17 protein-coding genes are annotated in these 25,997 nt (G+C 50.8%); 12 read left to right on the forward strand and 5 right to left on the reverse strand.

All coding sequences use genetic code 11. The annotated features are described in order from the left end of the window. Positions 1 to 186 precede the first annotated feature (186 nt). Positions 187 to 2,313: an alpha-galactosidase gene (locus tag G5358_RS02905; RefSeq protein ID WP_421323577.1), complete on the reverse strand. Its 2,127-nt coding sequence runs from the start codon at positions 2,311 to 2,313 to the stop codon at positions 187 to 189. A gap of 1,284 nt (positions 2,314 to 3,597) precedes the next feature. Here G5358_RS02905 and G5358_RS02910 point away from each other — a divergent pair. The 5 genes from G5358_RS02910 to G5358_RS02930 all read left to right on the forward strand — a co-directional run bounded on the left by G5358_RS02910 (position 3,598) and on the right by G5358_RS02930 (position 12,274). Continuing rightward, a complete protein-coding gene (locus tag G5358_RS02910; RefSeq protein WP_421323590.1) occupies positions 3,598 to 6,195 on the forward strand; it encodes an inverse autotransporter beta domain-containing protein in 2,598 nt (865 codons plus the stop codon). Between the two features lie 68 nt (positions 6,196 to 6,263). After that, positions 6,264 to 6,968 carry a ZirU family protein gene (locus tag G5358_RS02915; protein ID WP_270906224.1) on the forward strand — a complete coding sequence of 235 codons (705 nt, stop codon included), beginning with the start codon at positions 6,264 to 6,266 and terminating at the stop codon, positions 6,966 to 6,968. A gap of 243 nt (positions 6,969 to 7,211) precedes the next feature. Beyond that, a complete protein-coding gene (locus G5358_RS02920) occupies positions 7,212 to 8,888 on the forward strand; it encodes an Ig-like domain-containing protein (RefSeq protein ID WP_421323578.1) in 1,677 nt (558 codons plus the stop codon). Between the two features lie 477 nt (positions 8,889 to 9,365). Further along, a complete protein-coding gene (locus G5358_RS02925) occupies positions 9,366 to 10,112 on the forward strand; it encodes a hypothetical protein (protein ID WP_216953520.1) in 747 nt (248 codons plus the stop codon). Continuing rightward, complete coding sequence (locus tag G5358_RS02930) at positions 10,109 to 12,274, forward strand: putative bifunctional diguanylate cyclase/phosphodiesterase (RefSeq protein ID WP_323912471.1); 2,166 nt, start codon at positions 10,109 to 10,111, stop codon at positions 12,272 to 12,274. The genes G5358_RS02925 and G5358_RS02930 overlap by 4 nt, the downstream gene beginning before the upstream one ends. Positions 12,275 to 12,349: 75 nt before the next feature. Here G5358_RS02930 and G5358_RS02935 read toward each other — a convergent pair whose 3' ends face one another. Together G5358_RS02935 and G5358_RS02940 are read right to left on the reverse strand one after the other, a co-directional pair. Next, the gene (locus G5358_RS02935; protein ID WP_216953522.1) at positions 12,350 to 12,661 is read right to left on the reverse strand and encodes a hypothetical protein; all 312 of its coding nucleotides are present in this window, start codon (positions 12,659 to 12,661) and stop codon (positions 12,350 to 12,352) included. An 85-nt stretch (positions 12,662 to 12,746) separates the two neighbouring features. Beyond that, positions 12,747 to 13,463, reverse strand: coding sequence for a winged helix-turn-helix domain-containing protein (locus G5358_RS02940; RefSeq protein WP_421323579.1), 717 nt, complete (start codon positions 13,461 to 13,463; stop codon positions 12,747 to 12,749). A gap of 1,065 nt (positions 13,464 to 14,528) precedes the next feature. On the opposite strand from G5358_RS02940, the gene G5358_RS02945 reads away from it, so the two are divergent. The 6 genes from G5358_RS02945 to rplY all read left to right on the forward strand — a co-directional run bounded on the left by G5358_RS02945 (position 14,529) and on the right by rplY (position 22,949). Continuing rightward, the gene (locus G5358_RS02945; protein ID WP_216953524.1) at positions 14,529 to 14,906 is read left to right on the forward strand and encodes a winged helix-turn-helix domain-containing protein; all 378 of its coding nucleotides are present in this window, start codon (positions 14,529 to 14,531) and stop codon (positions 14,904 to 14,906) included. Positions 14,907 to 15,656: 750 nt separating this feature from the next. Further along, a complete protein-coding gene (locus tag G5358_RS02950) occupies positions 15,657 to 16,934 on the forward strand; it encodes an HD-GYP domain-containing protein (RefSeq protein ID WP_216953525.1) in 1,278 nt (425 codons plus the stop codon). A gap of 120 nt (positions 16,935 to 17,054) precedes the next feature. Continuing rightward, positions 17,055 to 17,477 carry a CBS domain-containing protein gene (locus G5358_RS02955; RefSeq protein ID WP_005333273.1) on the forward strand — a complete coding sequence of 141 codons (423 nt, stop codon included), beginning with the start codon at positions 17,055 to 17,057 and terminating at the stop codon, positions 17,475 to 17,477. A gap of 240 nt (positions 17,478 to 17,717) precedes the next feature. Then, positions 17,718 to 21,617 carry an ATP-dependent RNA helicase HrpA gene (gene hrpA, locus G5358_RS02960; protein ID WP_421323580.1) on the forward strand — a complete coding sequence of 1,300 codons (3,900 nt, stop codon included), beginning with the start codon at positions 17,718 to 17,720 and terminating at the stop codon, positions 21,615 to 21,617. A gap of 95 nt (positions 21,618 to 21,712) precedes the next feature. Further along, a complete protein-coding gene (locus G5358_RS02965) occupies positions 21,713 to 22,546 on the forward strand; it encodes a hypothetical protein (RefSeq protein ID WP_421323581.1) in 834 nt (277 codons plus the stop codon). Positions 22,547 to 22,661: 115 nt separating this feature from the next. After that, positions 22,662 to 22,949 carry a 50S ribosomal protein L25 gene (rplY, locus tag G5358_RS02970; protein ID WP_005345280.1) on the forward strand — a complete coding sequence of 96 codons (288 nt, stop codon included), beginning with the start codon at positions 22,662 to 22,664 and terminating at the stop codon, positions 22,947 to 22,949. Positions 22,950 to 23,038: 89 nt separating this feature from the next. On the opposite strand, the gene G5358_RS02975 is transcribed toward rplY, so the two are convergent. Continuing rightward, positions 23,039 to 23,437: a MerR family transcriptional regulator gene (locus G5358_RS02975; protein ID WP_216953528.1), complete on the reverse strand. Its 399-nt coding sequence runs from the start codon at positions 23,435 to 23,437 to the stop codon at positions 23,039 to 23,041. A gap of 122 nt (positions 23,438 to 23,559) precedes the next feature. Here G5358_RS02975 and G5358_RS02980 point away from each other — a divergent pair, with 122 nt between their 5' ends. After that, positions 23,560 to 24,723, forward strand: a complete 1,164-nt coding sequence (locus tag G5358_RS02980) for an acetyl-CoA C-acyltransferase (protein ID WP_216953529.1) — start codon at positions 23,560 to 23,562, stop codon at positions 24,721 to 24,723. On the opposite strand, the gene G5358_RS02985 is transcribed toward G5358_RS02980, so the two are convergent. Next, complete coding sequence (locus G5358_RS02985) at positions 24,720 to 25,943, reverse strand: EAL and HDOD domain-containing protein (RefSeq protein ID WP_216953530.1); 1,224 nt, start codon at positions 25,941 to 25,943, stop codon at positions 24,720 to 24,722. The two genes, G5358_RS02980 and G5358_RS02985, sit on opposite strands and share 4 nt — an antisense overlap. Between the last annotated feature and the right edge of the window lie 54 nt (positions 25,944 to 25,997).

A 25,997-nucleotide genomic window follows, 5' to 3' on the forward strand; every position in this document is an offset into this window, starting at 1 on the left:
TGTCATGTGTGATTTTTCTTGATTAATAAAATAACGTGAAATAATGAAGGTTTAGTCTAAATATAATGAAAACCCAAAGGGTTATCTTGGCCGGTTTTTAATCATGTCGATGACATCGAGGACGGCCATAATTCAAGGGCCGTTTCGCTCTGATTATTTGTGAATCGAGATAATTAAACTGTCAATTTATAACGCTGATATATCGATCAAGATGGCCGTAGTTGGATCAAGAATTGGCATTGCCAGACCTACTTGGCGCAGCCATTCGCCGCTTGATACGATGCCAGCAAGGCTCCAGACGGGTTGCTTGTTAACCAGGCCATTATGAAAGTTATTCGGATGCGCGATGACGTTGACGCGATATTGTGTTTGCGCGATTAATCCCGGTATCCGTAAAGTGCCGCTGTGGGCATATGTAGGCATATCTAGCTGTGCAACCATCACTAATGCATGCTTGGCATCAGGAGTTATGACGGCATGGATTTTTTGAGCTTGTTGATCGTCGCTTTCAATACGGTAGGTGATTCCGCTATGAAGCAGGTTTCTATACTGCTTATGCAATGCGATGTATTTTGCAAAGCCAGCTTTCTCTTCGTCCGACTCTTTGATCGGATCGAGCTCTATTCCCATATGTCCAAACAAGGCTGTGATCCCGCGGAAGTCGATGTCGGATACTCTGCGAGTGGCATGGCAATGTCGAGCGCCAATATGAGAGCCCATCACTTCAGGCGGGAAAAAATAGCTAAACCCGCTCTGGATCTCCTGACGTTTGAGTGCGTCATTGTTATCAGATGGCCAGAAACGTTGCACTCGCTTTAGGATCTCATAATCGATACGGCCACCACCGGCAGCACATGATTCAATCTCGATATGTGGATGCCTTGTTTTAAGCTCGTCCATCAGTCGATAGACATTTTGTACCTGGCGTGTTTGGCAAGCTTGTCCGTGGTGAGCAGGCTGGACCGTTTCACGGTTCATGTCCCACTTGAGATAGGCAATATCATAGCGGCTCAGCAGGTCATCAAGACGTTCCAACAAGTAGGCAAAGGCATCAGGATTCTGCAGGTCGATCAGATATTGGTTGCGACCTGTTGGTTGTTCATAGCCATCGAGTTCCATCAGCCAGTCGGGGTGTTGGCGATATAGATCAGAATCTTTGCTGATCATTTCTGGTTCAACCCAGATGCCAAATTCCATGCCCATGGCTTTGACATGTTCGATAACCGGCTGCAAACCATCAGGATATTTCTGCTTATCCAGGTACCAGTCACCCAGTGCCGCCCTATCATTGCAGCGGCCCTTGAACCAGCCATCATCAATGATGAAGCGCTCCACACCCATCTTGGCTGCCTCAGTGGCCATACACATGATGTAGTCTGGATCATGCTCAAAGTAGATACCTTCCCATGTGTTGAGATGTACCGGTCGGCATGTCTGATAGTTGCGTCGCTGCGGAAAGGTCAGGATGTGCTCACGCACAAACTGGTGAAATTGATGGCTCATGCCATTCAGGCCATCAGCACAATAGGTTGTATAGAGCCAGGGGGTCGTGATGCGTTCATCTTTTTGCAGGCAAATTTCCCCCGGGTAGTAGAGTGCTTCGGCCTGCAAGAAACGACGACCATCAGCCTTTACATCAACTCGCATTCGATGATTACCGCTCCAGGCCAGATGAGCTCCCCATACTTCTCCGTGCTGTTCATCAAATCCTTTGGTGCCGATGATGAGCGCCGGGTAGTGTTCGTGAGACGTACGACCACGGCGGTTCTCTTGCTGGAATCCACCGTGCATCAGGATATGTCGATGCTGTTGGAACTCATTAACCCAACGCCCGTAGAATGACAAACACTCAATGGCGCGCATGGGTAATGGCAATGTTGTCGCGAGCCTGTTTACCGTGAAGGGCTCCTCGCTTTCATTGTTCAGGGTATGGCGCACGGCGACAATGTCAGAAAGAGGATCTATGGTGAGTTCAGTCAAGAGACACAGGCGAGCGACAGGATCATGACTGACAAGGCGTAGGGAATGTTCGTCGTGCTCGACAGACTGAATAGTGAAGACCGGAGACCAATCCTGACCATTTCTATGCCCTTCCAATGCAGGGGAGCTAAAGACGCCCGAACCGGAGTCCGGAAACAAAGTTAACGGGACATCGCAATCCAGTCGGCCAAAAGGCACTGGCCGATCAAGGGATAGGCAGCGCTCCGGGGGCGTCAATGTTAACTTGTTGCCCCAATAGATAATTTCAGCTCCTTGCGTCAGGTTAACGAGCATTTCCGTGCGTCGACCACTTATCTTGCAGATCTTTTCCATTTCTCTACCTTTGGTCTCTGAAAGAGGGGAGTAATTAATGCTGACGGCAGACAGAACAATAAAATGCCGATTAATTAATGTGGTTGGCGCAACAGTAGTGTAAACGATTCCACTGGTGTGACTAAAAAAAATCAATAGCGCTACCTGACTCACAAAAATGGCTTTTTTTTAGCCTTAATTGAATTTTATGGAGGAGTGGTACTGTTTTTTTTAGCACTGATGTCGTAAATGAATAAAGAAAATAACCAATTGGCATAACATTAATTTATTATTTTAATATGAAGAGGTGTCGACCTCTTTTCTATTTATGGCGATGCACTCTCTTTTCATAGGAGGCACGCAAATTATTCGTGCTTTGCTTATGAAGTTTCTGTTCCGCGAGTAAATCACAGCTGATGTACTGTTTAATCGGAAACGTTTGCCAGAGTGGATCAATGTTCGAGCGGTGGTGACACAGAAATATACCAAGGTGAAGTAGGATGCTGATAAAAATTAAGATTCTTTGTTGGTGGATGTTTTTTGAACTTTAAAATGTATTAGGGGAACAGGGGTGCTCATGGACTGACATCGCAGCAAACCTGAACTCAAGCTGTATTATAAATAGATTTAATTGTGATGCTTGTCACGTTTTCTGAATTCCAGTTAAATGAGCATGCCTGATGCAATGGGGCTCAATAAGGTCTGTTTTGTTTGTGTTTATGGCTGATATAAAGAGAAATGCTATATGTATCAAGCTGATACCAAGGTGGGTTATTTAAATTAATTACATTTATTATTTATTTATTGTGACTTTAAAATTTAATATATAGATCTCAAATGCAGCCCCTCATATATAGTCCTGCCGCTAAAGATATACTCAAGGGTCTATTTATGAGTTTCACACCAAGTAAAGTCCATCAAAGCGTCTGGACTTATCTCTTTTTAGGACAGCAGGCATTATTTCCTGTGGCTTATGCGGCTGGGCAACTCTCCATGCCCGCAGCCAAGCAACCTGAACTTATCCGCTATCAGATCGCAAAGGGAGATACGCTTGGTTCTGTCTCACGCCAGTTTGGCACAACACCTCACCAACTGTTGGCATTAAATGGCAACCTGGCGCTAAACGCCCCTCATTTGCCGGTAGGTGACACTATCAATTTACCGCGTGCGTCCGTTTTACCTGCGCTGTCAGGCGCCAATCCACTGCATTTGACGGCGCCTACGCCAACCCCTGTGGATGTCGAGCAGAAGGTTGCCGAGCAGGCTGCCCGCTTGGGGCAGCTGTTTTCACCTGCCGAGTCAGAGATGCCGGCAGATCAGGAAAACCACAGTGAATTGGTTAAGGGGTTTAAACGAAGTCTGCGGCATCTACCACCTTCCGCGCAGAGCGTTACACAGGATGCGACTGCACCGCATCATGGGTCAGAACAAGAGAAGCAGTATTGGCGTCAGCAACTGGTCACCCATTTTGAAGAGGAGGCCAATGCCTATGCAGCATCCTTGCTGGGGACGATGGGCACAGCCAGAACCCGGGTGACACTGGATGACGATTTCAATATGGTCACTGCCGAGGCGGATCTCTTGTTGCCGCTTGCGGAAGAGCAGCAGACCCTGCTGTTTACCCAGTTTGGTCTACGCCGAAATGGGCAGGCGCGCACCATTGCCAACCTGGGGGTGGGCCAGCGTCATTTCCTAGACCGCTGGATGCTGGGCTACAACCTGTTTGCTGATTATGACCTGACCAACCGGCACTGGCGTGCGGGAGTCGGGGCTGAGGCGTGGCGTGACTATCTCAAGTTGGGTGCCAACTTTTATACACCACTGAGCAGTTGGCGTGACTCCCCACGGTTTGAGGGTATGGAAGAGCGCGCAGCACGCGGTATGGATGTGCGTCTTGAGGCCTATCTGCCGGCCTATCCGCAATGGAGCGCATCGCTCACTGCCGAGCAGTATTTGGGGGAGCGGGTTGACTTGCTGGGCGCAGATCAGCTTGAGCGCGATCCGCATGCCATCACTGCCGGTCTGCACTATAACCCCTTCCCGTTACTCAAGATGGATGTCGAGCAAGTTGAAGCGAGCGGCAGGCAACATGACACCCGTTTTACGCTGGGGCTGGAGTGGAAGCTGGGGGCTACGCTCTCGGACATGCTGAATCCGTCCCGTGTCGACAAGTCGCTGGCAGGTATGCGCCACGATCTGGTTGAGCGTAACAATGACATGGTGCTCGAGTATCGCGACAAGGTACTCCTCAAGGCCTCTCTCAACGACCAGTATTCTGCGGGAGAGGGGCAAGCCCTGACCTTGACGCTCAACATTCAGCATTCCCGCCAGATAGCCTCCATCCAGTGGTTTGGCGAGATCCTGGGGCTCAGTGGACTTGGCCCTGCCGATACGGTTGGGCAGGACAAACGTTCCCTTACACTTCCGGTCTTGCCCATCTATCGCATTGGCCAATCCAATCAATATCCGATCGTTGCCATCGTCACCGACATTGATGGCCATGAAGCCATCGCGGAAGGGGTTGTTGTCGTCTCGGAAGACTCTGGGCTGCAACCCGCTATTCAGTTGGCAGAACACTTTGTTCAACTTCGCCCCGGTGCTCACTACCACGTTGACTGGGGGGTGGTTGACCCCCGTCAGAAGCCTGCCAAAGCGCGAAATGGGATCCCGATTGAGAGTATTGAGGGGGATGTAGAAGCGGACCGCGATGGTTACCAGTACCGCTATCGCCTGACATTTCAGGGGCCTGCACAGGTACTGACGGGGCGTGAGCTGGTTGCGCCTGGGCAACCCAACCCCGGCACTCGGTATCGCCTGGATGTAGAGGTCACCTTCCCGAGTGGGCATGTGGCGAGTGACAGCATGGAGTTTGAGTTTATTGATGATGCAACTGTGCCGGGGGCCCCGACGTTGACAGTGACCGACAGCAATGGTGACGACAAGCCAGAGGCCACTGGTAAAGCGGAACCGGAATGTACGGTGACCATTACCTGGCCGGATGGCACGACCAGCACCACAACTGCAGATGAGGATGGCAACTACAGCCTGGAAGCCCCGACGGCGCAGGGTAGTGGCACCATCACCGCCACGGCTACAGACAAGCACGGCAACACGGGGCCGGCTACCAGCGTGAACTACACCGACTCAACGGCACCTGGCGCTCCGACCTTGGTTGCGACGGATCGCAATAGTGACAACAAGCCGGAGGTCAGTGGCAAGGCTGAACCGGGCAGCACGGTGACCATTACCTGGCCGGATGGCACGACCAGCACCACGACTGCAGATGAGGATGGCAACTACAGCCTGGAAGCCCCGACGGCGCAGGGGAGTGGCACCATCACCGCCACGGCTACAGACAAGCGCGGCAACACGGGGCCGGCTACCAGCGTGAACTACACCGACTCAACGGCACCTGGGGCTCCGACCTTGGTTGCGACGGATCGCAATAGCGACAACAAGCCGGAGGTCAGTGGCAAGGCTGAACCGGACAGCACGGTGACCATTACCTGGCCGGATGGCACGACCAGCACCACGACCGCGGACGTGGATGGCAACTACAGCCTGGAAGCCCCGACGGTGCAGGGGAGTGGCACCATTACTGCCACGGCTACCGACAAGAGCGGCAACACGGGGCCGGCTAGCAGTGTGAATTACCTCACGAGCTTGATGGGAGTGACGATTACCGGGCTGGTTAACGGCTTCCCTCAGGTGGGCTCTGTACTGACGGCCGTGCCTGACTGCGGCTCGAGCGCGTGCCGTGCAGGACTGACCTGGCAGTGGCAGGTCGAGGAGGGGGTCGGTACTGGACGTTTTGTGGATATCGCTGGGGCGACCAGCGTGACCTATTTACCCGTGCGAGAGGATCAGAAGAAACGGGTGCGCGTCATTGTTGCGGCGCTGTGAGCATCCGGAGTGGCGTTTATCGACGCCATGTAAGTCATTTTTTGTAGCCAAAAGGAAGAGAGCAAGTGATGAGAAAGCAAAAAATCGCGGTATCGATCGCAATGGTAATGTGGGGGGTAGCCAGTGGCGCCAGCGCGCTGACGTCGGCTCCAACCGATACCGTGAAGGGGCGACCCCCAACGTTGACTGGAGTGTCATTCAACTATGTCGATGTCAACAACAACGGTCGAGTGGATGTAGGTGACAGCCTCAAAATTGAAGAACAAGGTTTTGATGATCCGGATATGGATGCTCAAGCACCGAGTGAGTACAAGTGGTATCGCGATGGCATTGATATGGGGGTAACCGGTGATAGTTATACCCTGACTTTGGCAGATCTTGGTACCCAAATCACAGCAGGAGTAATTCCGCAAACCGATGCAACCACGACAGACCCTTATCAGGGGAATGAAGTTGCGGCGGCGGGGGGCTCTCCTGATGGCGATGGTTCTGTTGATGTGGTTGATCCCAATGAGGTGGATGCCGTCGAGATCGTCATTGCGGCCACTGACGCTGCGCTTGGTGGCAATCCGATTGTCTCGACCGAACTCAGGGCCAAGGTCACTACCAGTGCCGGTGGGGTTGGGGTGGCGAGTGATTACAACTACACATGGCAAATTGAGGATGGTGCAGGTGGCAACTACATCAACATTCCTGGGGCTGTCAGTGAAACCTACACCCCAAGCAAGGATGATCAGAAGCGCAAGCTGCGGGTTGATGTCACCAAGAAGTAAAGCCATCACCAGCCCCGGCTGGATGGGCATGATATTCGGACCATCGCCCGCAGCAAGAGGTTGATGGTTATCGGATGGATAACGGGTTGTCCTGCCTTGCCAGGGAAGGTGGGGTGGGCACATCAATCAGTAATACAGGGCGCCCGCGGGCGCCCACCATTTTAATCAGCTTGGCCTGTAAAAATGGCGAGGCTGGCTAGTTACAGCAGGTGATGGTGCTGTCGTAAACCGGAGAGTGTTTGAATGAAGGTGATATCTCGTTATTTGTCATATCTGGCACTGTGGCTGGTGCTGGGGCAAACGACAGGAGCAATGGCCGAAAGTGCCAACACCCTGTCGGTGCAGGGGCGTGCGCCAGTGGCATCTGGCGTGACACTGACTGGCCCGGCGGCGCCCTTGGTGGGGGATACCCTGCTGGGAACATATACCTTTAATGACCAGGATACTGATGAGGAACAGGGCAGTGTATTGCGCTGGCTGAATAATAGTGACATCGAACTCGCCAGAGGTGATCGCTATCTGTTGACCGATGCCGAGCGTGGCAAACAGCTTCGCTTTGCGGTCATCCCGGCCACCAATCCGGCGGTGACCGATCCGTCCGAGGGGGTCGAGACAAGCAGTTCGCTCTCTGCGGTGGTGCAGGGGCGGCCAGACCCCGCCAAATCCACCTTCAGTGTCGACAAGTCCACCATAGTGGCGGATGGGGTTGATAACGCAGTTTTGACGCTGACCCTCAAAGACGACAATCAAACACCGGTAATCGGCATCAGTGATCGGGTGGAGCTAGGTTATAGCGGTGTGGATACAGATGTTATCTCCCTGATGGAAAACGACCGGGGCAATGGCATCTATGAGTACATCCTGACGGGGACCAAGTCTGGCGTTGTCACCCTGACGCCACAGCTGGATGGCGCTCCCTTGACCACTCTTCCTCCATCACTGCAGGTGACTCTGGCCGCCAACCCTGCCACCGCGAGAGTGGCCCAGCTGGTGACCACCACTGACAATCAGCCTGCGGATAACGTCAGCGCTGACCTGCTGACTGCGACTGTGCATGATATCGAGGGGAACCCCATGCAGGGCGCTAGCGTGGTATGGTCGCATGGCAGCACCACGGCAACCTTGGGCGCAGCGACAAGTGTGACCGACAGTAATGGTCTGGCAACAGTGACCCTCATCAACACCCGGGCTGAGACGGTCGCCGTGACGGCAAGGGCTGAAGCCAATTCCGGTGACACGGGCATGACCAGTGATGCCAACTTCGCACTCTACCCGGTGCTCGATAGATTAGCCGTGGGCACCAATAATCAGCCCGCCAATAATAAGGCCTTGAACACAATAGTGGCCAAATTCAAAGACCTTGCTGGGTCGGTTCTGGCAAATGTGCCGATCACTGTGCAGTTCAGTGCTGACAAGGGCACCGCCACGTTCGATAACGAGTCGCCATGGACGACCACTACCAATGACGTTGGTGAGGTGATCGTGTCACTGCGCAACAGCGTGGTTGAGGATGTGGAGGTGACGCTATATGCGAAAAATAGCGATACCGTGCAAAAAGCGGCAACGGTCAGCTTTACAGAATTGATGATAACAAGATTCCTCAAGCCGGATCCGGCAACCATGAATTGGCTGGATGCCGACAACTACTGCAATAGCATCGGACGCCGTCTACCGACGGTAGCTGAATTGCAGGCATTGTTTGTCGAGATATCTCCTTCTTCTGGTGAGAATTATGCCTTGTGTCATGTTCATGGATGGCCACTGGCTAACAAGTGTGGTGGCTCTTTCGATGACTATTGGACGAGTGAGACGTACGACCCTCTTGCTGTTAGTGCACATGCCGCCGTCTATATGCACACAGGTCTCGTTGGTGGATTCGGTGACACACAGCCTAGCCAGGTAGCGTGCATACGTCGTTGAGGAGGCCTTGTTTCCCGGAACGATACCGATTGAATGGAACTAACCGGGGATAGTGGTGATGTGATCACCATTATCCCCTCAATTTTGCACTGCGGTTATTCACGCCATCACTACTGAACAACAAGAGTGATATCCATATACTACAGCTCGTTGAGCTTGGAATGGTTATAAAACCAACCCCATGCAGAAGTACAAATATGAAAGCTATCAGAGGACGGTTGCCGAGTTTTAATATATGTGGCTCAAAAAATAGAGCCTGAAGAATTAAACTTCACGTTGTAAAAAAATCATTCTTGGAGATTCAATCATTTGTATGGTTATCCATAAAATCGCATTAAATCAATGCGTTATGTTGCCATCATCTGTCTTGGTGAGTGGTTTTTATTATTTTATTAATCATCATCTTTTTGATGGCTCAACTTAAAATCTCAATCTGCCAAATTTGAAACATCATAGACCGGTCAGATTGGGGATGAAATGGAACAGGATAACAGTTGGAACATCGGTGAGGATGATATTGAGTGGTGGAATAGCTACACTCGATTATTTGTACAGGATATTTATAGCAAAGACCCTAAAAAAAGAATGGCTGGTTTCTATTTTAGACCACTCAGTATGGAGGCGGCTTCATTCTATCATTCCTGTGATCACGATTTGCTTTTGATGATCACCTGTGTACAAATGTCACTTCTTGAAGAGTGTTGCAAGGCATATCATCAAGCTGGACGTCGGCCATGTCAGTTATTTTTTAAGGCTGAACCACGAGTATTATCAAAAATATCTAGCCAGCTAATAGCATTGATGGATAGTCTGCGCTCTCAAAAGATAGAGTTGATTCTTGACTTGAATTTACCATATCATAAAAATGATAAGGAGTGGCAAAAGTCACTATTTAAAATAGTCGATAGTGGCCATATGGTTTGTCTGGGAGGGTATAACTGGAAAGATAACGAACCCAGAGATTTCCAGGTGGTTAAAGAACTATTTAAATATGTCAGATTAGGACCGCCTCCGTCTAATTTGGCGGAAGTTAATCACTTTATTGATACCTGCTTCTATGTTAAAGAAAAACTGGCAATGCAACTCATATTAGATAGAGTGCAAAGTCAGACAGATCTGGATATAGCTTGTCGGACACCATTTTTTGCATTGATGGGCGATTATATTTCAACTGCTCATTTAGCAAAAAATCTGGATGATGTCTCCTATAAGGTCATGTTATGAGTGCCATCAAGAATACTACACTTGTTATTGCATTGTGTACATTAACACTCTGTAATATGATTTATCAAGATGTATTCCATACATTGAAAAATGATGGGCATCATCATTCTGAATACAGCATTATCTGGGCACCTAATGCATATCTGGTATTTTTTCTATGGGCATTTGGTCGCTGCATAGATAAGACAATATCACTAATATCAATTTTCATGACAGTAATAGGGTTCAACTTACTCTATTTTAGTAGCCAAAATTATCCTATGGGAATGGGGTCTTATTGGTCATCATTGATAATGTATGCTGTCAATAACACTGTATTTATCATTGGCTTTCTATTTGTGTTGAATTTTTGGCAATCATCAATATCTTTTCTTTCAAAAGACAATGAAGTGCTATCATTTTTATGGCTCCATTTTGGTGGAGCCTTATGTACTCTTATTGCAAGTGTATCTGTCCTGGTTTTCCCTAGTTCCTCAGAAAAATTGGTATATCAGCTGTTTTCCGCAAACCTAATGGCATTTACCTTTTTTACATCATATCTTTTTTTGTCAGAGCAATTCATTCCTGACAACAAAAACCTGAAGATGATGAACTTTTGTTTATTGGTGTCACTGTCATCAATTGTTTTTTTTATAGTAAATGAGTTTTTTCATACCTTGTCAAAGGAAACGTTTGCATTAATCTTGATGGCATCATTTATTTGTCTTTTTATTAAATCCAGACCCTATGTGAGAATTGTTATTGCAGCGTTGGTCTCAGCTTTTTGCGCTGCTGTAAATGTAGCTTTGGATTTATCTCTTTATGATTTTATTTTATTTTACAGTATATGCATTAGTACCAGCATTATCTTGATAATGCGGAAGAAAGAAACACACATTATACATGCGCTGCAGAAAACGGTAGATGAGCTTAGAAAAAGTAAACTAATAGACCCTTTGACTGGCTTGCTTAACAGAGAGGGATTCAGGAGCGTATTAAGTGAAAAATGTAACACCAATGAAGAGTTTCTGGTCGCATATGCAGACCTTGATAAATTTAAAGAAATTAATGATTTTATGGGACACGCTGCCGGTGACCTTGTATTAAAGATATCTTCATCAAGAATGTCATCAATCTTAGGTATGAATAGCCCTGTCGCACGCCTTGGTGGTGATGAGTTTGCTTTTGTTATTCCTGGTGAGAAAAGTGTAGCCCTGCAGCGTTGTCAGGAACTAATCGAAAAAATAACGCAGCCCATCGCAATAGGAGAGCGCACATTTTCAATTGGTATTTCTATTGGAGTTAGCGCTTATCCTCATCAAGCAGTTACAGTAGAAGAGTTGCTTGATAAAGCGGATATGGCCATGTATGCAGCCAAATGCTCCCATGATCGTGCGCCAGTGTATTTTGAAGAAAAGATGGACTACCGAAAAAATCATGAGACATTTTATTTGCAAAGAACATTTAATATAGAGTTAATGTTGGGGGAATGTTATGCGGTATTCCAGCCGCTACACGATATTGAGCAGGGGAGAATAAAGTCATTTGAAGCATTACTGCGACATCCTAATTTTAGCACGGTTGATATAATTCAGTGGGCTGAAGAATATGGCCATATGAATGCACTGTTTGAACTTATGGTACAATGCGCAGTAAATTTTATTCTAAAGTCAGGTTATCCCGTTACAGTCAACATATCTCCCTCTCAGATCATCTTCAATTGTGGGATAATTAGAAACTTAATGGAAAAGGTGATCATAGAATGTAAATTGCCACGAGGTTCATTAAATTTAGAAGTTACTGAGTCGGTACCAATCGTTGAGCAGTCAGTGTTCATGAATGCGGTTGGCCAAATAAAAGAACTCGGAGTAGAAGTTTACCTTGATGACTTTGGTACTGGCTATGCCTTTTTTTCTACACTAAGTATGGGGGCTTTTGATGCAATCAAGATTGATAGGAATCTAGTGTCTGGTATTAATAACTCACTATCCATGCAGCGCCTTTTGAACTCCATATTAACTTATGCGAACGAAGCGGGTATGTACGTTATCGCTGAGGGTGTTGAAGAAGAAGACGAGCTTTGGGTGTTGAAAAACTTGGGGGTAAAATATGTGCAAGGGTACTATTTCTCAAAACCAATGAAAGAAGAGGCCATGTTAAGCTACATAAAAGATTGGCTCTAAGCCGATAAAGAAGGCGTCAATCGATATAAAATTAAAAGCTATGCTACTTAATATCATTGGCTAGCAAGAATAGCATTACCAAAATCCCAACTTGCCAGCCATATTTACCTTGTAAACACGATACGATGGGTTTCTTAGAAGAACCCAATCGTATTGCCCCGCATGAATTTGCTTCGCCGAGTATATATGAGCATCGGTAAACCTTACATTTAGACCATCATCAAAATCGAATATAGGTTTGGATAGTTCTTTTGAATAAACTACAAAAAAAAACAAATCGTCTTTCTTTTTTGCCAAGATTCCTTTAAAAAGTTTTTTCTCTCCACTAATCTTGTTCCATGCGATTGTTTCTACAATGCCGAATCGACATGTGCTTATATATTTCATCTTTACATCATTTGCCTCTGAGTTATAATTGCACCCCATACCATTGATAACTGGAATAATAATATAAGTATGGAGGACTATGAAACTAGTCAACGCTATGAACTTTAATGTCTTGATCATTGTTGTCATATCCATAAAGATAAAGACCAGATTTCTTTTGTATATCGTCAGATATTGACTTTTGCTTGCTTTTATTTAGCTCAAAAACGCCACATATCTTTGTTTTTTCACTTAACTGATAGCAGTAAAGCTCACCTGAAGAAAAGAAATATATGATACCTAATGACAGGATCGCTACGCAATACAGCGAGAATAGTGTTTTGACAAATATTTTTTTAAAATAACTGGCATGATTTTCTTGCGCTATGATCTTTGCGTTAATTTTGGCCATATCAATAATGGCCTCATCTACTTCATCTGAACTTGATTCGGTTGCTTTATTCTCTGTATTTATCTCATTTTTATTTTTTGACGAGTCACAAGGAGGTTGCAGAGCAATCATGCTAGATTGGATCTTGTCTGCTGCGCCATGAAGTATATAACCTCTCCTGTGAACGGTTTCTATCTTAAAAGCCCCGTCAGTTTCTTGTAGTACTTTTCTGATGTTTTTTATAGCAACTGCCAATGAATTGGGAGAGACGAACTTGTTAGGCCACCCTTCTTCAATCAGTTCCTCTTTACTGGAAAACTGATTTAATTTTTTTAGTAAAGCGGAAAAAATCAGTGTCTCGCTTTTGCTTAATCGAGCAATCACTTCTGAGTTCCATGTGACGTCACCTGAGACGGGGTTGTAGTCCAGCATGCAAAACCACCAATGATTAAATTTTACGTTATAAACAAGGCTCTCATCCAGTGAAAGCTAATCCTTAGACCTCTATCTACGGTAGCCTTACTTTTAGTGATTCTATAAGTAACATTACTATAGTTGCAATACTCTTATTCAAGCGCCCTGTATATTATTTGTTCTCAATAGTGAGATGTCGCTCATCATAGTTTCAGTATTAATTAGTTTATCTAATCCATTAATTATAGAAAATTTTAAGTGAGGTGTCTCACTATAAACCTTGACACAAATCTTAACCGTTTATTAGTTGCGTAGTTTTACAACAGATGGAGATGTTTATAAAGCAAAATAAGCAGGATGTGAGAAGTTGCTTTGATTGTCATCTGAATATTTATTGTTGTGGTAAATTTCTTGGTGTTATATTAACTTGTTAGTGGTTGTTGATAATGCTGTTAAATATATGCCAGCTTGACAATAAATATCAAATCATGTCTAGTTTAAATCTGGCTTGATACGTTATGGTAAATAAAGCTATCAAGTGACTGGTAGACATATCTAATGTCGGTTCCTGAGATAATCAGAGGCGGTAACGTAAAAATACAGTTATCAAAGCTGGTGACAACTCTCTGCGATGATCTGGCAAATAGCTACATAGCTATCGGATAATAGATAGATCTAAATTAACTCCCTATTAAATCATATCTTTTCATGTAAATTTGCGTCGAATCAGCATTATATTTAACCAGCATTGTATTCTTTATGTCATGTGAGGATACTCATGAACTCTTTTTATATAGCAGTGATATAAGATTAATCAAGTCGTTATTTCATGGTTTTGAGTATTGAATAATACAGGAGATGACCTTTGAAAAGGTTGCCTGTTACTGAGCATTCTGAGTGATGAATGAACAATGAAATTACTATGACAGATGAGATAGTTCTGGTATAACATACTGAAAAGAAAGACTTTTTTATTTTTATAAATTTATTATTTTAGCATCACTACATTTTGATTAAAACATAGGATTATTGCTGCTTAGTTATCAGGCATATGTGAATCTGTATTGGTCGAGGTGAAATGATATGTATATAAAAATGGTAAATAGAGATAAGGGAGTTACCTTTGATCTTCAAAATGGTATTGTCGAATACAAAGCATTGGGGGGATTGTTGGTACAGTCTAGGCTGGGTAAAAAAGACAGGGATGTATTGATTTATTTGATAAATAACGTAGGGCGATTGATCTCAAAAGATGAAATTTTACATAGTGTATGGACTAATCGTATTGTCTGCGACAATACCGTTTCGGTTTCATTGTCAAATATTAGAAAGTTCTTGAGGAAAGCAGATGAAGATTGCTCATGCCTGACAAATGTCTCTGGGTCTGGTTATATATTCAATCCAGCCAAATCGGGATTTAGATTAGAAAAACAACTGAAAGTAAATGAGTTTGCTGTTTGATTGTTGATATTTATTGGCGGTGCTGGTTATTAATTATATTGGTGAGGCCATTGCTGTAAGGGTTACTGTTAGTATGAAATAGTCGTGGCAAGCTACAGTAGCCCAACGCCATTTCACGAAAAATACTGAAGCATGATAAAGCTCAGGTATGAATACGCTGTCACGCCTTATTTTAACTATCTTGCCAATCAGGAATTATATTTTTAGGTTTGTGGAACGTGGAATATTATTGTTTTTATCTATGGATAACTGCAGAAAATTAATGCCTGGTTGTACGGCTCAAAGATGTGATATCAACATGCACGATCTCTATTTGTTCTCGCTGGTCACCAAGACAGAAAACCAGATTGATGAAGACAGCATAACCTCTCGCCTGCTTTTCATATCTGAAACCTCTTCAGCCATCCGAAGCACCGCGCGACTGCATTTAGCTGCAAGACGAGCTTTGTTTAACACCAGTGTGCGGAACCTTATGGTGTCGCGACTGCTCGCATATGCTGTGCGATGACCGCTTTTATCCTTCTACGCCGGTTGGGTGTATCCCGGCAATGCCATCGAGCAGCAGGTCTTGTTCGCGTGAAAGAGGCCCGGTTGAGCGGTAGTAGGGATACAAGGGCTCTATAAGCCTCTTTGCACTGCTTTTTGCAAAACCGTGATGAGGTAAACCATGGGATTAATGACTAGATTTATCAGTAGCAAGGAGTAAAACGACACCCTTGCATCATCACAAAACAGCATGGGACAGGGATCATGAACAGAGCGCAGGAAGCCGGTTCGTGCTCGCTTCAGGTGGATCTCAGACAGGTCGTTTATGCCTTGTCTGCGTCACTGGATCTGGTAGGAATTGGCGATGTGGCCCATGGTAAACGGGTCGGGATCATGGCGGCCGAGTGTGGTCGGGTATTGGGGCTGGATACAGCTGAATGTTGTTTGTTGTTTGAGCTCGGCGTGCTGCACGATATTGGTGTCTCCTCGACCATCACCCATCACCATCTGGTTAGTGAGTTCGATTGGGAGTCCTCCCAGCGCCACTGCGAGGTGGGATATCAGCTGCTCAAGGATTTCCGTTTGCTGGCCCCACTGGCCCTGCCTATCCGTTATCACCACACCCACTGGCACCTGTTGCGCGAGATGGCCGATGTGGACCCCAATGTAGCCCGTCAGGCCAACCTTATCTTTCTGGTGGATCGCTGCGATGCGTTGGCGGCGCCCTACTATGGCGATGGTTCATTGTTGATGCATACCAACGAGATCCGCGCACGCCTGCAGGATTTCCGTGACGAGTTCTTTGCCCCCGAGCTGGTGGATGCCTTCCTCAAGGCGTCTCGCTCTGAGGCATTCTGGCTGCAGCTGGAGGCTCGCTCCATCAATGATTACATGTTGGAGATGCTGCAGGTGCGGGAGCCTTGCCTGACTTTCAACGGGGAGCTAAAAGCGCTGGCGCAGATCTTCTCCGGCATTGTCGACGCCAAAAGCCCATTCACGATGACGCATTCACTCGGTGTGAGCAGGTTGTCTCGGGCATTGGCCGAGCAGATGGGAGTCAGTGCCATCCATTGTGACATGCTGGAGATCGCCGGTTTGCTGCACGATTTGGGCAAGCTCAGGGTGCCGGACGAGATCCTCGACAAGCCTGCCAGCCTGACGAAAGAGGAGCGGGCCATCATCAATACCCACAGCTTCGAGACTTACCAGATCCTGCGCCATATCGAAGGGTTTGAAGAGATTGCCTGTTGGGCGGCCTATCACCATGAGGAGCCTGACGGGGAGGGCTATCCGTTCCACCTGCCGGCATCCGCCATGGCGCTCGAAGCGCGGATCCTGCGGGTCGCCGATATTTTTCAGGCCATGGTGCAGGACAGACCTTATCGGCGCGGTCTGCCTGCCCGTGACGCATTGACCTTTATGCAGCAACTGGCGGATCAGGGGCGGGTCGATCCCGCTGTAGTGGCGGTGCTGGCCGATCACCTGCCGCAGATGATGATGGCAGCCATTCCGGATCGCGAGCCGGATCATGCCATCAATTGAGGGAGAGGCTGGCCGCTGACTCATACTGCTGCGAGCCAGCTATGCTTGGAACAAGCCGAGCATGGTGCCGGTACCGGCGCACAAGACGCCAGCTTGATGGACTACCGTAGGGGAGCAGATATGGAATCGCTAAAAGCCAAGGATTATATGCAGAGCAGACCCATCACCTTCACTGCCGACATGATGGTGCAAGCTGCGGTCGAGAAATTTCTGAACAGTCATCAGCTCGGTGGCCCGGTGGTGGATGGCCAGGGCCATCTGATTGGCTGGATCTCCGAGCAGGATTGCATCGCAGTGTTGCTTAAGGAGGCCTATCACTGCGAACAGGTAGCGCAGGTCAAGGATGTGATGCGCAAGGAGGTGTTGTCGGTGGGTCCCGATACCAGCATTTTGAGTCTGGCGGAGATGATGATGGGGCAAAAGCCGAAGATCTATCCGGTAGTGGAGGAAGGGCGTCTGCTCGGTGTCATCAACCGCCACAACGTCATGCAGGCCATTCACGCCCAGCTCACTACCTGTTTTGTCCATCACACCCACGGTTAATCCTGTTTTTCTCTCTCCCAAGGCAAGCTTCGGCTTGCCTTGGCTATTTCATATGCTGCCATTTATTCATGTTATGCCATCTTACAATGGTTGTTTTGTCATGTTTGAGGAGCGGCCAATCTCTCGGTCTTCCCATAGATAACGCTACGTTAAGGCTTGCACCGCCCCCGCTCGCTCTTTAGGATCGCTCCCAGCTTATCGATATGGCCCCTCTGGGCACCTATTTAAGGAATTCGTACCTTGTCTCTCTCTATCGAGGCGCTGCGCCGCCGTCTCTCTGCCTGCATGAACCTCGACGCCCGCCGTCTCTCCAGCCGTCTGCACGGTGCCAAGAAGTTGCCCGAGGGCAAACAGGCTGCGGTACTCGAGACCATTGCCGCCGATCTGGATGCGGCGCAGGCGCGTTACCAGTCCCGTTTGGCGGGCGTACCCAAGGTCACCTATCCGGACAACTTGCCGGTCAGTCAGAAGCAGGTGGAGATCGCCAAAGCCATTGAAGAGCATCAAGTGGTGATCATCGCCGGCGAAACCGGCTCGGGCAAAACCACCCAGATCCCCAAGATCTGTCTGGCGCTGGGGCGCGGGGTGAAGGGCTTCATCGGCCACACCCAGCCGCGTCGTCTGGCGGCCCGCACTGTGGCGGCCCGTATTGCCGAGGAGATGGAGTCCGAACTCGGTCACTACGTGGGTTACAAGGTGCGCTTTACCGATCAGGTTAGCGAGCAGACCCATATCAAGTTGATGACCGACGGTATCCTGCTGGCGGAGATCCAGAACGACCGGATGCTCACCCAGTACGACACCATCATCATCGATGAGGCCCACGAGCGCAGCCTCAATATCGACTTCATCCTGGGCTATCTCAAGCAACTGCTGCCCAAGCGCCCGGATCTCAAGGTGATCATCACCTCGGCCACTATCGACCCGCAACGCTTCTCCCGCCATTTCAACAAGGCGCCGGTGATAGAGGTCTCTGGCCGCACCTATCCGGTAGAGGTGCGCTACCGCCCGCTCACCAGTGATAAAAGTGAAGGGCTGGAAGAGCGCGATGAGCTGCAGGGGATTTTCGATGCGGTGGAAGAGCTGGCTAGAGAAGGTTTAGGAGACATCCTTATCTTCATGAACGGCGAGCGGGAGATCCGCGATACCGCCGATGCCCTGCGCAAGCTCAATCTGCGCGACACCGAGGTGCTGCCGCTCTACGCTCGCCTCTCCAACGCCGAGCAGAACAAGGTGTTCCAGCAACATGCCGGACGGCGCATCGTACTCGCCACCAACGTGGCGGAGACCTCGCTGACGGTGCCGGGCATTCGCTACGTCATTGATCCGGGCACCGCCCGCATCAGCCGCTACTCCTGGCGCACCAAGGTGCAGCGCCTGCCCATCGAGCCGGTCTCCCAGGCCAGCGCCAACCAGCGTAAAGGGCGTTGCGGTCGGGTGGCGGACGGCATCTGTATCCGTCTCTACTCGGAGGAGGATTTCAACAGCCGTCCCGCCTTTACCGACCCCGAGATCCTGCGCACCAACCTGGCCTCCGTCATCCTGCAGATGCTGGCGCTCGGCCTTGGCAACATGGAGGCGTTCCCCTTCGTGGAGCCGCCGGAATCGCGCCATATCAAGGACGGCCTGACCCTCTTGAAGGAGCTGGAGGCGGTGCGCGAGCTGCCCGCCACCGGCGATCGCGAAGCAAAGTTGCAGCTGACCGAGACCGGTCGCCAGCTCTCGCGCATCCCCCTTGATCCGCGTTTGGCGAAGATGGTGATCAGCGCGGCGCAGACCGGCTGCTTGAGCGAGGTGATGGTGATCACTGCGGCCCTCAGCATTCAGGATCCCCGCGAGCGGCCCATGGAGAAGAAGCAGGCCGCCGACGAACAGCACAGGCGCTTTGAGGACAAGGATTCCGACTTCCTCGCCTTCGTCAATCTGTGGAACTACCTGAAAGAGCAGCAGGATGCCCTTGGCAGCAATCCATTCCGCCGCATGTGCCAGAAGGAGTTTCTCTCCTATCTGCGGGTGCGCGAATGGCAGGACATCCATTTCCAGCTGCGTCAGACGGTCAAGGAGCTGGGTTTTAAAGCCAACCATGAACCGGCGGATTTCAAGACGGTGCACTGTGCCCTGCTGACCGGCCTCTTGAGCCACATCGGCAACAAGGATCTGGAAAAGCCCGAGTTCCTTGGCGCCCGCAACGGCCGTTTCCACCTGTTCCCGGCCTCGGGTCTGTTCAAGAAGCCGCCCAAGTGGGTGATGGCCGCAGAATTGGTGGAGACCTCGCGCCTCTATGCCCGCATCAACGCCAAGATTGAACCCGAGTGGGTGGAGCCGCTGGCGGGGCACCTCATCAAGCTGCACCACAGCGACCCCCACTGGTCGAAGAAAAATGGCGCCGTAATGGCCAAGGAGAAGGTGACGCTTTATGGCCTGACCCTAGTCAACGAGCGCATCATCAACTTCAGCCGCATCGATCCGGCGCTGTGCCGCGAGCTGTTCATCCGCCGCGCCCTGGTGGAGGGGGATTTCGAGACCCGTCACCGTTTCTTCAGCGATAACCGCAAGCTCCTGGCCGAGGTGGAGGCGCTGGAGCACAAATCCCGTAGACGCGACATTCTGGTGGATGACGAGGATCTGTTCCGCTTCTACGATGCCCGTTTGCCGGAGGAGGTGATCTCCGCTCGTCACTTCGACAAGTGGTGGAAAGAGGCGCAAAAGCGGGATCCCGAGCTGCTCAACTTCGAGAAAGAGATGCTGATGAAAGGGGATGCCGCCCACATCAGCGATCTCGACTACCCCAACTTCTGGCAGCAGGGGCGCCTCAAGCTCAAGTTGACCTATCAGTTCGAGCCGGGGGAGGCCGCCGATGGCGTGACCCTGCATATTCCGCTGCCGCTCCTGAATCAGGTGGAGGTGAAGGGGTTCGAGTGGCTGATCCCGGGGCTGCGCCACGAGCTGTTGGTGGCCCTTATCAAGTCGATGCCCAAGCCGATGCGCAAGAACTTTGTGCCGGCGCCGAACTATGCCGATGCGCTGCTTGCCAGCATCAACCCCGAGCAGGGGCCGCTCTTGGACGAGATGGAGCGTCAACTGCGCCGCATGACCGGCGTCACCGTACCTCGCGAATCCTGGGACTGGAATGCGGTGCCCGAGCACCTGAAACTCACCTTCCGGGTGGTGGACGACAAGCACAAGAAGGTGGCGGAAGGGAAAGATCTGGAAGCCTTGAAAGAGTCGCTGCGTGGCAAGGTGCAGGAGACCCTGTCGCAAGTGGCGGATGATGACATCGAGCAGTCCGGTCTCACCCTGTGGAGCTTTGGCGAGCTGCCCCAGGAGTACAGCCAGAAGCGCGCCGGCTTCGAGGTGAAAGCCTATCCGGCGTTGGTAGACGAGAAGGATTCGGTCGCCATTCAGCTGGTGGAGAGCCCTGTGGTGCAGCAGCAGCTGATGTGGGCGGGCCAGCGCCGGCTGGTGCTGCTCAATGTGCCATCTCCCATCAAGTATCTGCAGGAGAAGCTGCCCAACAAGGCCAAGCTGGGGCTCTATTTCAACCCGTTTGGCAAGGTGGCGGAGCTGATTGATGACTGTATCGCCTGTGGCTGCGACAAGCTGATCGAGCAACATGGCGGGCTGGCCTGGGACGAGGCCGGTTTCGAGGCGCTCAAGGAGTATGTCCGCGCCGAGCTCAACGATACGGTGGTGGAGGTGGCCAAGCAGGTGGAAGCCGTGCTGACGCTCTCCCATGAGATCAAGAAGCGGCTCAAGGGCAAGATGCAGCTCGACACCGCCTTTGCCATGTCAGATATCCAGCAGCAGCTCGGCAACCTTATTCACAAGGGCTTTGTCACCGAGACCGGCTGGCAGCGGCTGCCTGACTTGCTGCGTTACCTGCGGGCCATCGAGCGACGTCTGGAGAAGCTGGCCATCGATTCCAACCGGGATCGGGTCTACATGCTCAAGGTGCACAGTGTGGAGTCGGAGTACAAGGCGCTGCTGGCCAAGATCCCCAAATCCCAGCTGGTGCCCACCGAGGTGGCCAATATCCGCTGGATGATCGAGGAGCTGCGGGTGTCGTTCTTCGCCCAGAATCTGGGCACCCCTTATCCGGTCTCCGATAAACGGGTGCTTAACGCCATCGCTCAGTGCTAAGCTGCTATCTAACTGTTTTAACAGCATGATAGCGCGTGATAAGAAGGGGTTGCCGGTCAGGTAGCCCCTTCAAACCGCAAGTCAGGGAGGCAAGGATGCTGGGGGTCTGGTTGAGTGTGGCGCAGGTGGTGATCAGCGGTTATCAACCCATTGCGGAACAAACCTGGGTGCAGTTGAACCCGGAATATTACCCGCTGGCGCGCACGCCGCCTGCGATGTTTGTGGCTTGGCGTGGCAATCAGTTTCCGCCGCTGGCCCAAAAGCAGAAGCACGGTCGCTGGCAGATCCTCTTTCCCGCCCGATTGGTGCCCCCCTTCGATCTGTTCGAGGGGGAGGCGCAGCTCTCCAAAACCTATCTGGCAAGACTGCGGCGCATCGACGAGATGGCTTACGGGGTCGCCCCCGGCCAGGTCGCTGCAACCGTGCAGCATGGCAGTGTTTCACCTTTTGAGCCATCGCAACCCATAGCGCCCTTTATCGCCGAGTTCAACGTTCCTCGTGCCATGCCGGTTCAGTTGGCGGTCGCCCCCCGCTACGCAGCAGAGCCATTGCTGGCGTTGCTTGGTGCCGCAGTTGGCGAGAGGGGGAGTCGCAGTGATGGTCTGCTGGCGGCCAGCGTGTCATCTGATAGCACCACACTGACACTCTCTGCGCCGGCGGTTGGCGAGGGGCGCTCAGTGTGCCATCGGGTCGCGGCGGGTGAGACGCTGTGGCGCATCGCCAATCAGCTATCCAGCAGGGTGGGGGCAGATACTTACAGCTATCTGCTGGCCTTGGCCGCAGAAAACAGGGCGGGCCTCGGTAACAGTATCCGGGTCAAAACCGGGGAGGGGCTCTACTGTCCTCGCGCCGAGACGCTTGCGCAGTTTGATGCGTTGAGTCCGGCCCAGCGGCAACAGCAATTTGCTCGTCTTGAGCAGGGGCGTTAAAGCGCGGGATGAGCCTTGTATCCGCTATTGGCCCATGGTAGTATTCGCGCTCGTTTTGCGAGGTGCTGACCGGTCGCAGTTTGCACCATACATTCCTTTAAAAGAGATACATACTATGTCTTTCGTATTCCAAGCTGAAGTCCGTTCTGACCTGGGGAAAGGTGCGAGCCGCCGCCTGCGTCAAGCTGACCAAGTTCCTGCCATCGTTTACGGTGCAGGCAAAGAAGCCCAGTCCATCACTGTTGACCACAAGAAATTCATCTTGGCCCAAGAAAAGCCGGAATTCTATGAGTCCGTACTGACTCTGGTTATCAACGGCGAAGAAGTTAACGTGAAAGTGAAAGCTATCCAGCGTCACCCGGTACGTTACAAGCTGGTTCACCTGGACTTCGTTCGCGTTTAATCACGAACCGTCAGGTAGCAGAAAAGCCACTCTCAGGAGTGGCTTTTTGTTATCTGAAGCATGAGAAGGGGATCTCACGGCCCCCTTCTTTAACGACCCAGTTGCTGCAATGCCTGTTGACAGCGCCGCTCCGCGGCATCCAGCTCCAGCAGCACCATCCTGATATCTTCCATCTGCTGCTGCAGCGTCTCCCGCTTCTCGGTAACCAGCCCGAGCATGGTTTGCAGCTGGGTGCGGCTGCTCTTGTCGGCATCATAAAGATCAAACAACTCCCGGATCTCGGCCAGACTGAAACCGAGCCGCTTACCACGCAGGGTCAACTTGAGACGAACCCGATCCTGCTTGCTGTAGATGCGGGTCTGCCCTTCTCTGGCGGGATTGAGTAACCCTTGATCCTCATAGAAACGGATGCTACGCGTCGTAATATCAAATTCCCGAGCCAGTTCACTGATGCTGTAGCTCCGGGCTTCATCCTTGTTTTTGTTCATATAAACTTCTTGGCGAGCTAAATCCTGCTGGCACCTTACCTAAACGTAAACTGCACTGCAACTCTTGTTCCCATGGCATAGAAAACCTATGTTATGACCATGTAACTAAAAGAGGCGGGCAAATGGATATTGCAATTGTGGCAGCAAAACGTACGCCAATGGGGGCGTTTCAAGGGGCACTGGCAGAGGTGGCGGCCCCGGAGCTGGGGGCCTGTGCCATTGCCGCTGCGTTGGCACAGGGCGGGCTTGTTCCCGAGCAGATCGATGAAGTGTTTATGGGCAATGTGCTCTCGGCAGGTGTGGGACAAGCGCCGGCAAGGCAGGCGATGTTAAAAGCGGGATTGCCAGAGAGTGTGCCTGCTACCACGGTCAACAAGGTGTGTGGCTCCGGCATGAAGGCGGTGATGCTGGCGGCAGATTCCCTTCGTCTGGGCGATAACAAGATTGTGGTGGCTGGGGGGATGGAGAGCATGAGCAGGGCCCCCTATCTGCTGGATAATGCCCGCAATGGTTTTCGGATGGGCCATCAACAGCTGTTTGATCACCTTTTCCTCGACGGATTGCAGGATGCCTATGATGGCCAGTTGATGGGAATACACGCCCAGCGCAGCGCCGATCATGCCAGTTTGACCCGCATTGCCATGGATGAGTTTGCCCTTGCGTCGTTGCAGCGTGCCCGCGCTGCGCAGCAAGCCGGCGCGTTTGCATCCGAGCTGGCAAGTGTCTATCGCGGTGATCGCTTGTTGCTGGCCGAAGACGAACAACCGGGCAAAGGGAGGCCGGAGAAGATCCCGACCCTGAAGCCTGCATTTGGTAAAGATGGCACCATTACGGCGGCCAATTCGAGCTCCATCTCGGACGGCGCGGCGGCGCTGATATTGATGGATGGTGCCACTGCGCAAGCTTGGCAGGTACCTGTATTGGCGCGGATCGTCGGTTATCAGAGCCATGCGGCATTGCCGGCCGAGTTCACTTCCGCTCCCGTTGGCGCAATATCCAGACTGCTGGCTCGTCTCGACTGGTCAGTGGATGAGGTTGACCTGTTCGAAGTCAACGAAGCCTTTGCCATGGTCACCATGCTGGCCATGAGCGGGTGCGGGATCCCCCATCACAAGGTGAATGTTCATGGTGGCGCCTGCGCATTGGGTCACCCGCTTGGCGCGAGTGGAGCACGTATTCTGGTGACGCTGATCTCGGCATTGAGGTTGCGGAGAGAGAGACGAGGCATTGCGTCTCTTTGTATCGGTGGCGGAGAGGCGACCGCTATTGCGGTAGAGATCCCTTAATCGCCGGTATCCATCGCTTGCAGTTGCTCGTTCACCCAGGTCGTTGCCGCGAGATAAAGGTGGCTTACCTTATCTTCATTCAACCCCAGGCGGGCTGTTCGGGCCGTGACTTTGGGCCAGTTGGCATTCTCGTAGTCTTCACAAAATGCGAGATAGAAACCGAGAGTGCCTTTGCGCTCGAGCAGCGCCAGCCGGATATCCTCGATCAGGGGGATAGTCCCCAGCAGCTTGTCCATCGGCTGCTCCATAAGCACATCCAGTAGCGAAAAGAGACCGGTGATAAACGCTTGCTGAGCCTGCAGGGTCGGCGCATGGGTATGCGCCAGCAACTCGCAGAAACGGGCACGGATCATCGACATCTGGTAGAGCTCGGCACTTTTCCCCTTGCCTGCACTGGTCGCAGCCACCAGTGAAACAAAACGCTTTAGCTGGGTATTGCCCAAGTATATCGCAGCCTGGCGAAACGAGGAGATGGGGTTGGCATGGCCTTTGAGATGATTGACATAGCGCAGCAACTTGAGTGACAGAGAGATATCCTGGCTGAGCAGTTGCTCGATCTTGTTGATATCGGGTTCTGTCTCGTTGACCACATTGAGCAACTGCATGACCACGACCTGGGCGGGCTCCATAGTGGCTTGTTTGACCATCTCGGGGCGGCTGAAGAAAAAGCCCTGAAACAGCTGGATCCCCAGCTTTTTGGCTCGTTCGAACTCAGCCTTGTCCTCAACTTTTTCTGCCAGATAGGTGAGTCCCAGCGCCTGATGGCGCTTGATGAACACCCTGATCTGCAACAGGGGCGTGTCACGCAGATCAAACTTGATGATGTGGATAAACGGGAGGAAGCGCTCCCAATCCGGCGACATGGTGAAGTCATCGAGTGCCAGCTGATAGCCCAGTTTGTGCAACTGCTTCACCTTTTCCAGCAGGGCATCATCCGGAGGGGCATCCTCCAGAATTTCGATCACCACCTTTTCGGGTGGCAGGCACTCGGCCAGTCCTTCCAGTAACAGTGAGTGGGGAAAATTGATAAAGCAGGGGCGGCCACCCAACAGCTGATCGATATTCTGTTGCAGAAACTGCTCGACCACCAACCGGGAGGTGGCTTGTTGTGAGGAGATGCTCGGGAAGACATTATTCAGGCTATCGCGAAAGAGCAGCTCATAGGCATGGGTATTGAGGTCTCTGTCGAGGATCGGCTGTCTGGCTACGTAGGAATACATGCCTTGCTCCAGTATGGGTACTGGGTTGATTTTATGGTGTTGCAGAACACTATG

Source organism: Aeromonas sp. 604176, from assembly GCF_049170755.1.
In the GTDB taxonomy this organism is placed as follows: domain Bacteria; phylum Pseudomonadota; class Gammaproteobacteria; order Enterobacterales; family Aeromonadaceae; genus Aeromonas; species Aeromonas veronii_A.

Coding starts and splice junctions, on each gene's coding strand:
- G5358_RS02955 (WP_005333273.1), top strand. CDS start 17,055: ATGGAATCGCTAAAAGCCAAGGATTATATGCAGAGCAGACCCATCACC.
- G5358_RS02980 (WP_216953529.1), top strand. CDS start 23,560: ATGGATATTGCAATTGTGGCAGCAAAACGTACGCCAATGGGGGCGTTT.
- G5358_RS02940 (WP_421323579.1), bottom strand. CDS start 13,463: ATGCTGGACTACAACCCCGTCTCAGGTGACGTCACATGGAACTCAGAA.
- G5358_RS02915 (WP_270906224.1), top strand. CDS start 6,264: ATGAGAAAGCAAAAAATCGCGGTATCGATCGCAATGGTAATGTGGGGG.
- G5358_RS02965 (WP_421323581.1), top strand. CDS start 21,713: ATGCTGGGGGTCTGGTTGAGTGTGGCGCAGGTGGTGATCAGCGGTTAT.
- G5358_RS02910 (WP_421323590.1), top strand. CDS start 3,598: ATGCCGGCAGATCAGGAAAACCACAGTGAATTGGTTAAGGGGTTTAAA.
- G5358_RS02945 (WP_216953524.1), top strand. CDS start 14,529: ATGTATATAAAAATGGTAAATAGAGATAAGGGAGTTACCTTTGATCTT.
- G5358_RS02920 (WP_421323578.1), top strand. CDS start 7,212: ATGAAGGTGATATCTCGTTATTTGTCATATCTGGCACTGTGGCTGGTG.
- G5358_RS02905 (WP_421323577.1), bottom strand. CDS start 2,313: ATGGAAAAGATCTGCAAGATAAGTGGTCGACGCACGGAAATGCTCGTT.
- G5358_RS02930 (WP_323912471.1), top strand. CDS start 10,109: ATGAGTGCCATCAAGAATACTACACTTGTTATTGCATTGTGTACATTA.
- rplY (WP_005345280.1), top strand. CDS start 22,662: ATGTCTTTCGTATTCCAAGCTGAAGTCCGTTCTGACCTGGGGAAAGGT.
- G5358_RS02935 (WP_216953522.1), bottom strand. CDS start 12,661: ATGAAATATATAAGCACATGTCGATTCGGCATTGTAGAAACAATCGCA.
- G5358_RS02950 (WP_216953525.1), top strand. CDS start 15,657: ATGAACAGAGCGCAGGAAGCCGGTTCGTGCTCGCTTCAGGTGGATCTC.
- G5358_RS02985 (WP_216953530.1), bottom strand. CDS start 25,943: ATGTATTCCTACGTAGCCAGACAGCCGATCCTCGACAGAGACCTCAAT.
- G5358_RS02925 (WP_216953520.1), top strand. CDS start 9,366: ATGGAACAGGATAACAGTTGGAACATCGGTGAGGATGATATTGAGTGG.
- G5358_RS02975 (WP_216953528.1), bottom strand. CDS start 23,437: ATGAACAAAAACAAGGATGAAGCCCGGAGCTACAGCATCAGTGAACTG.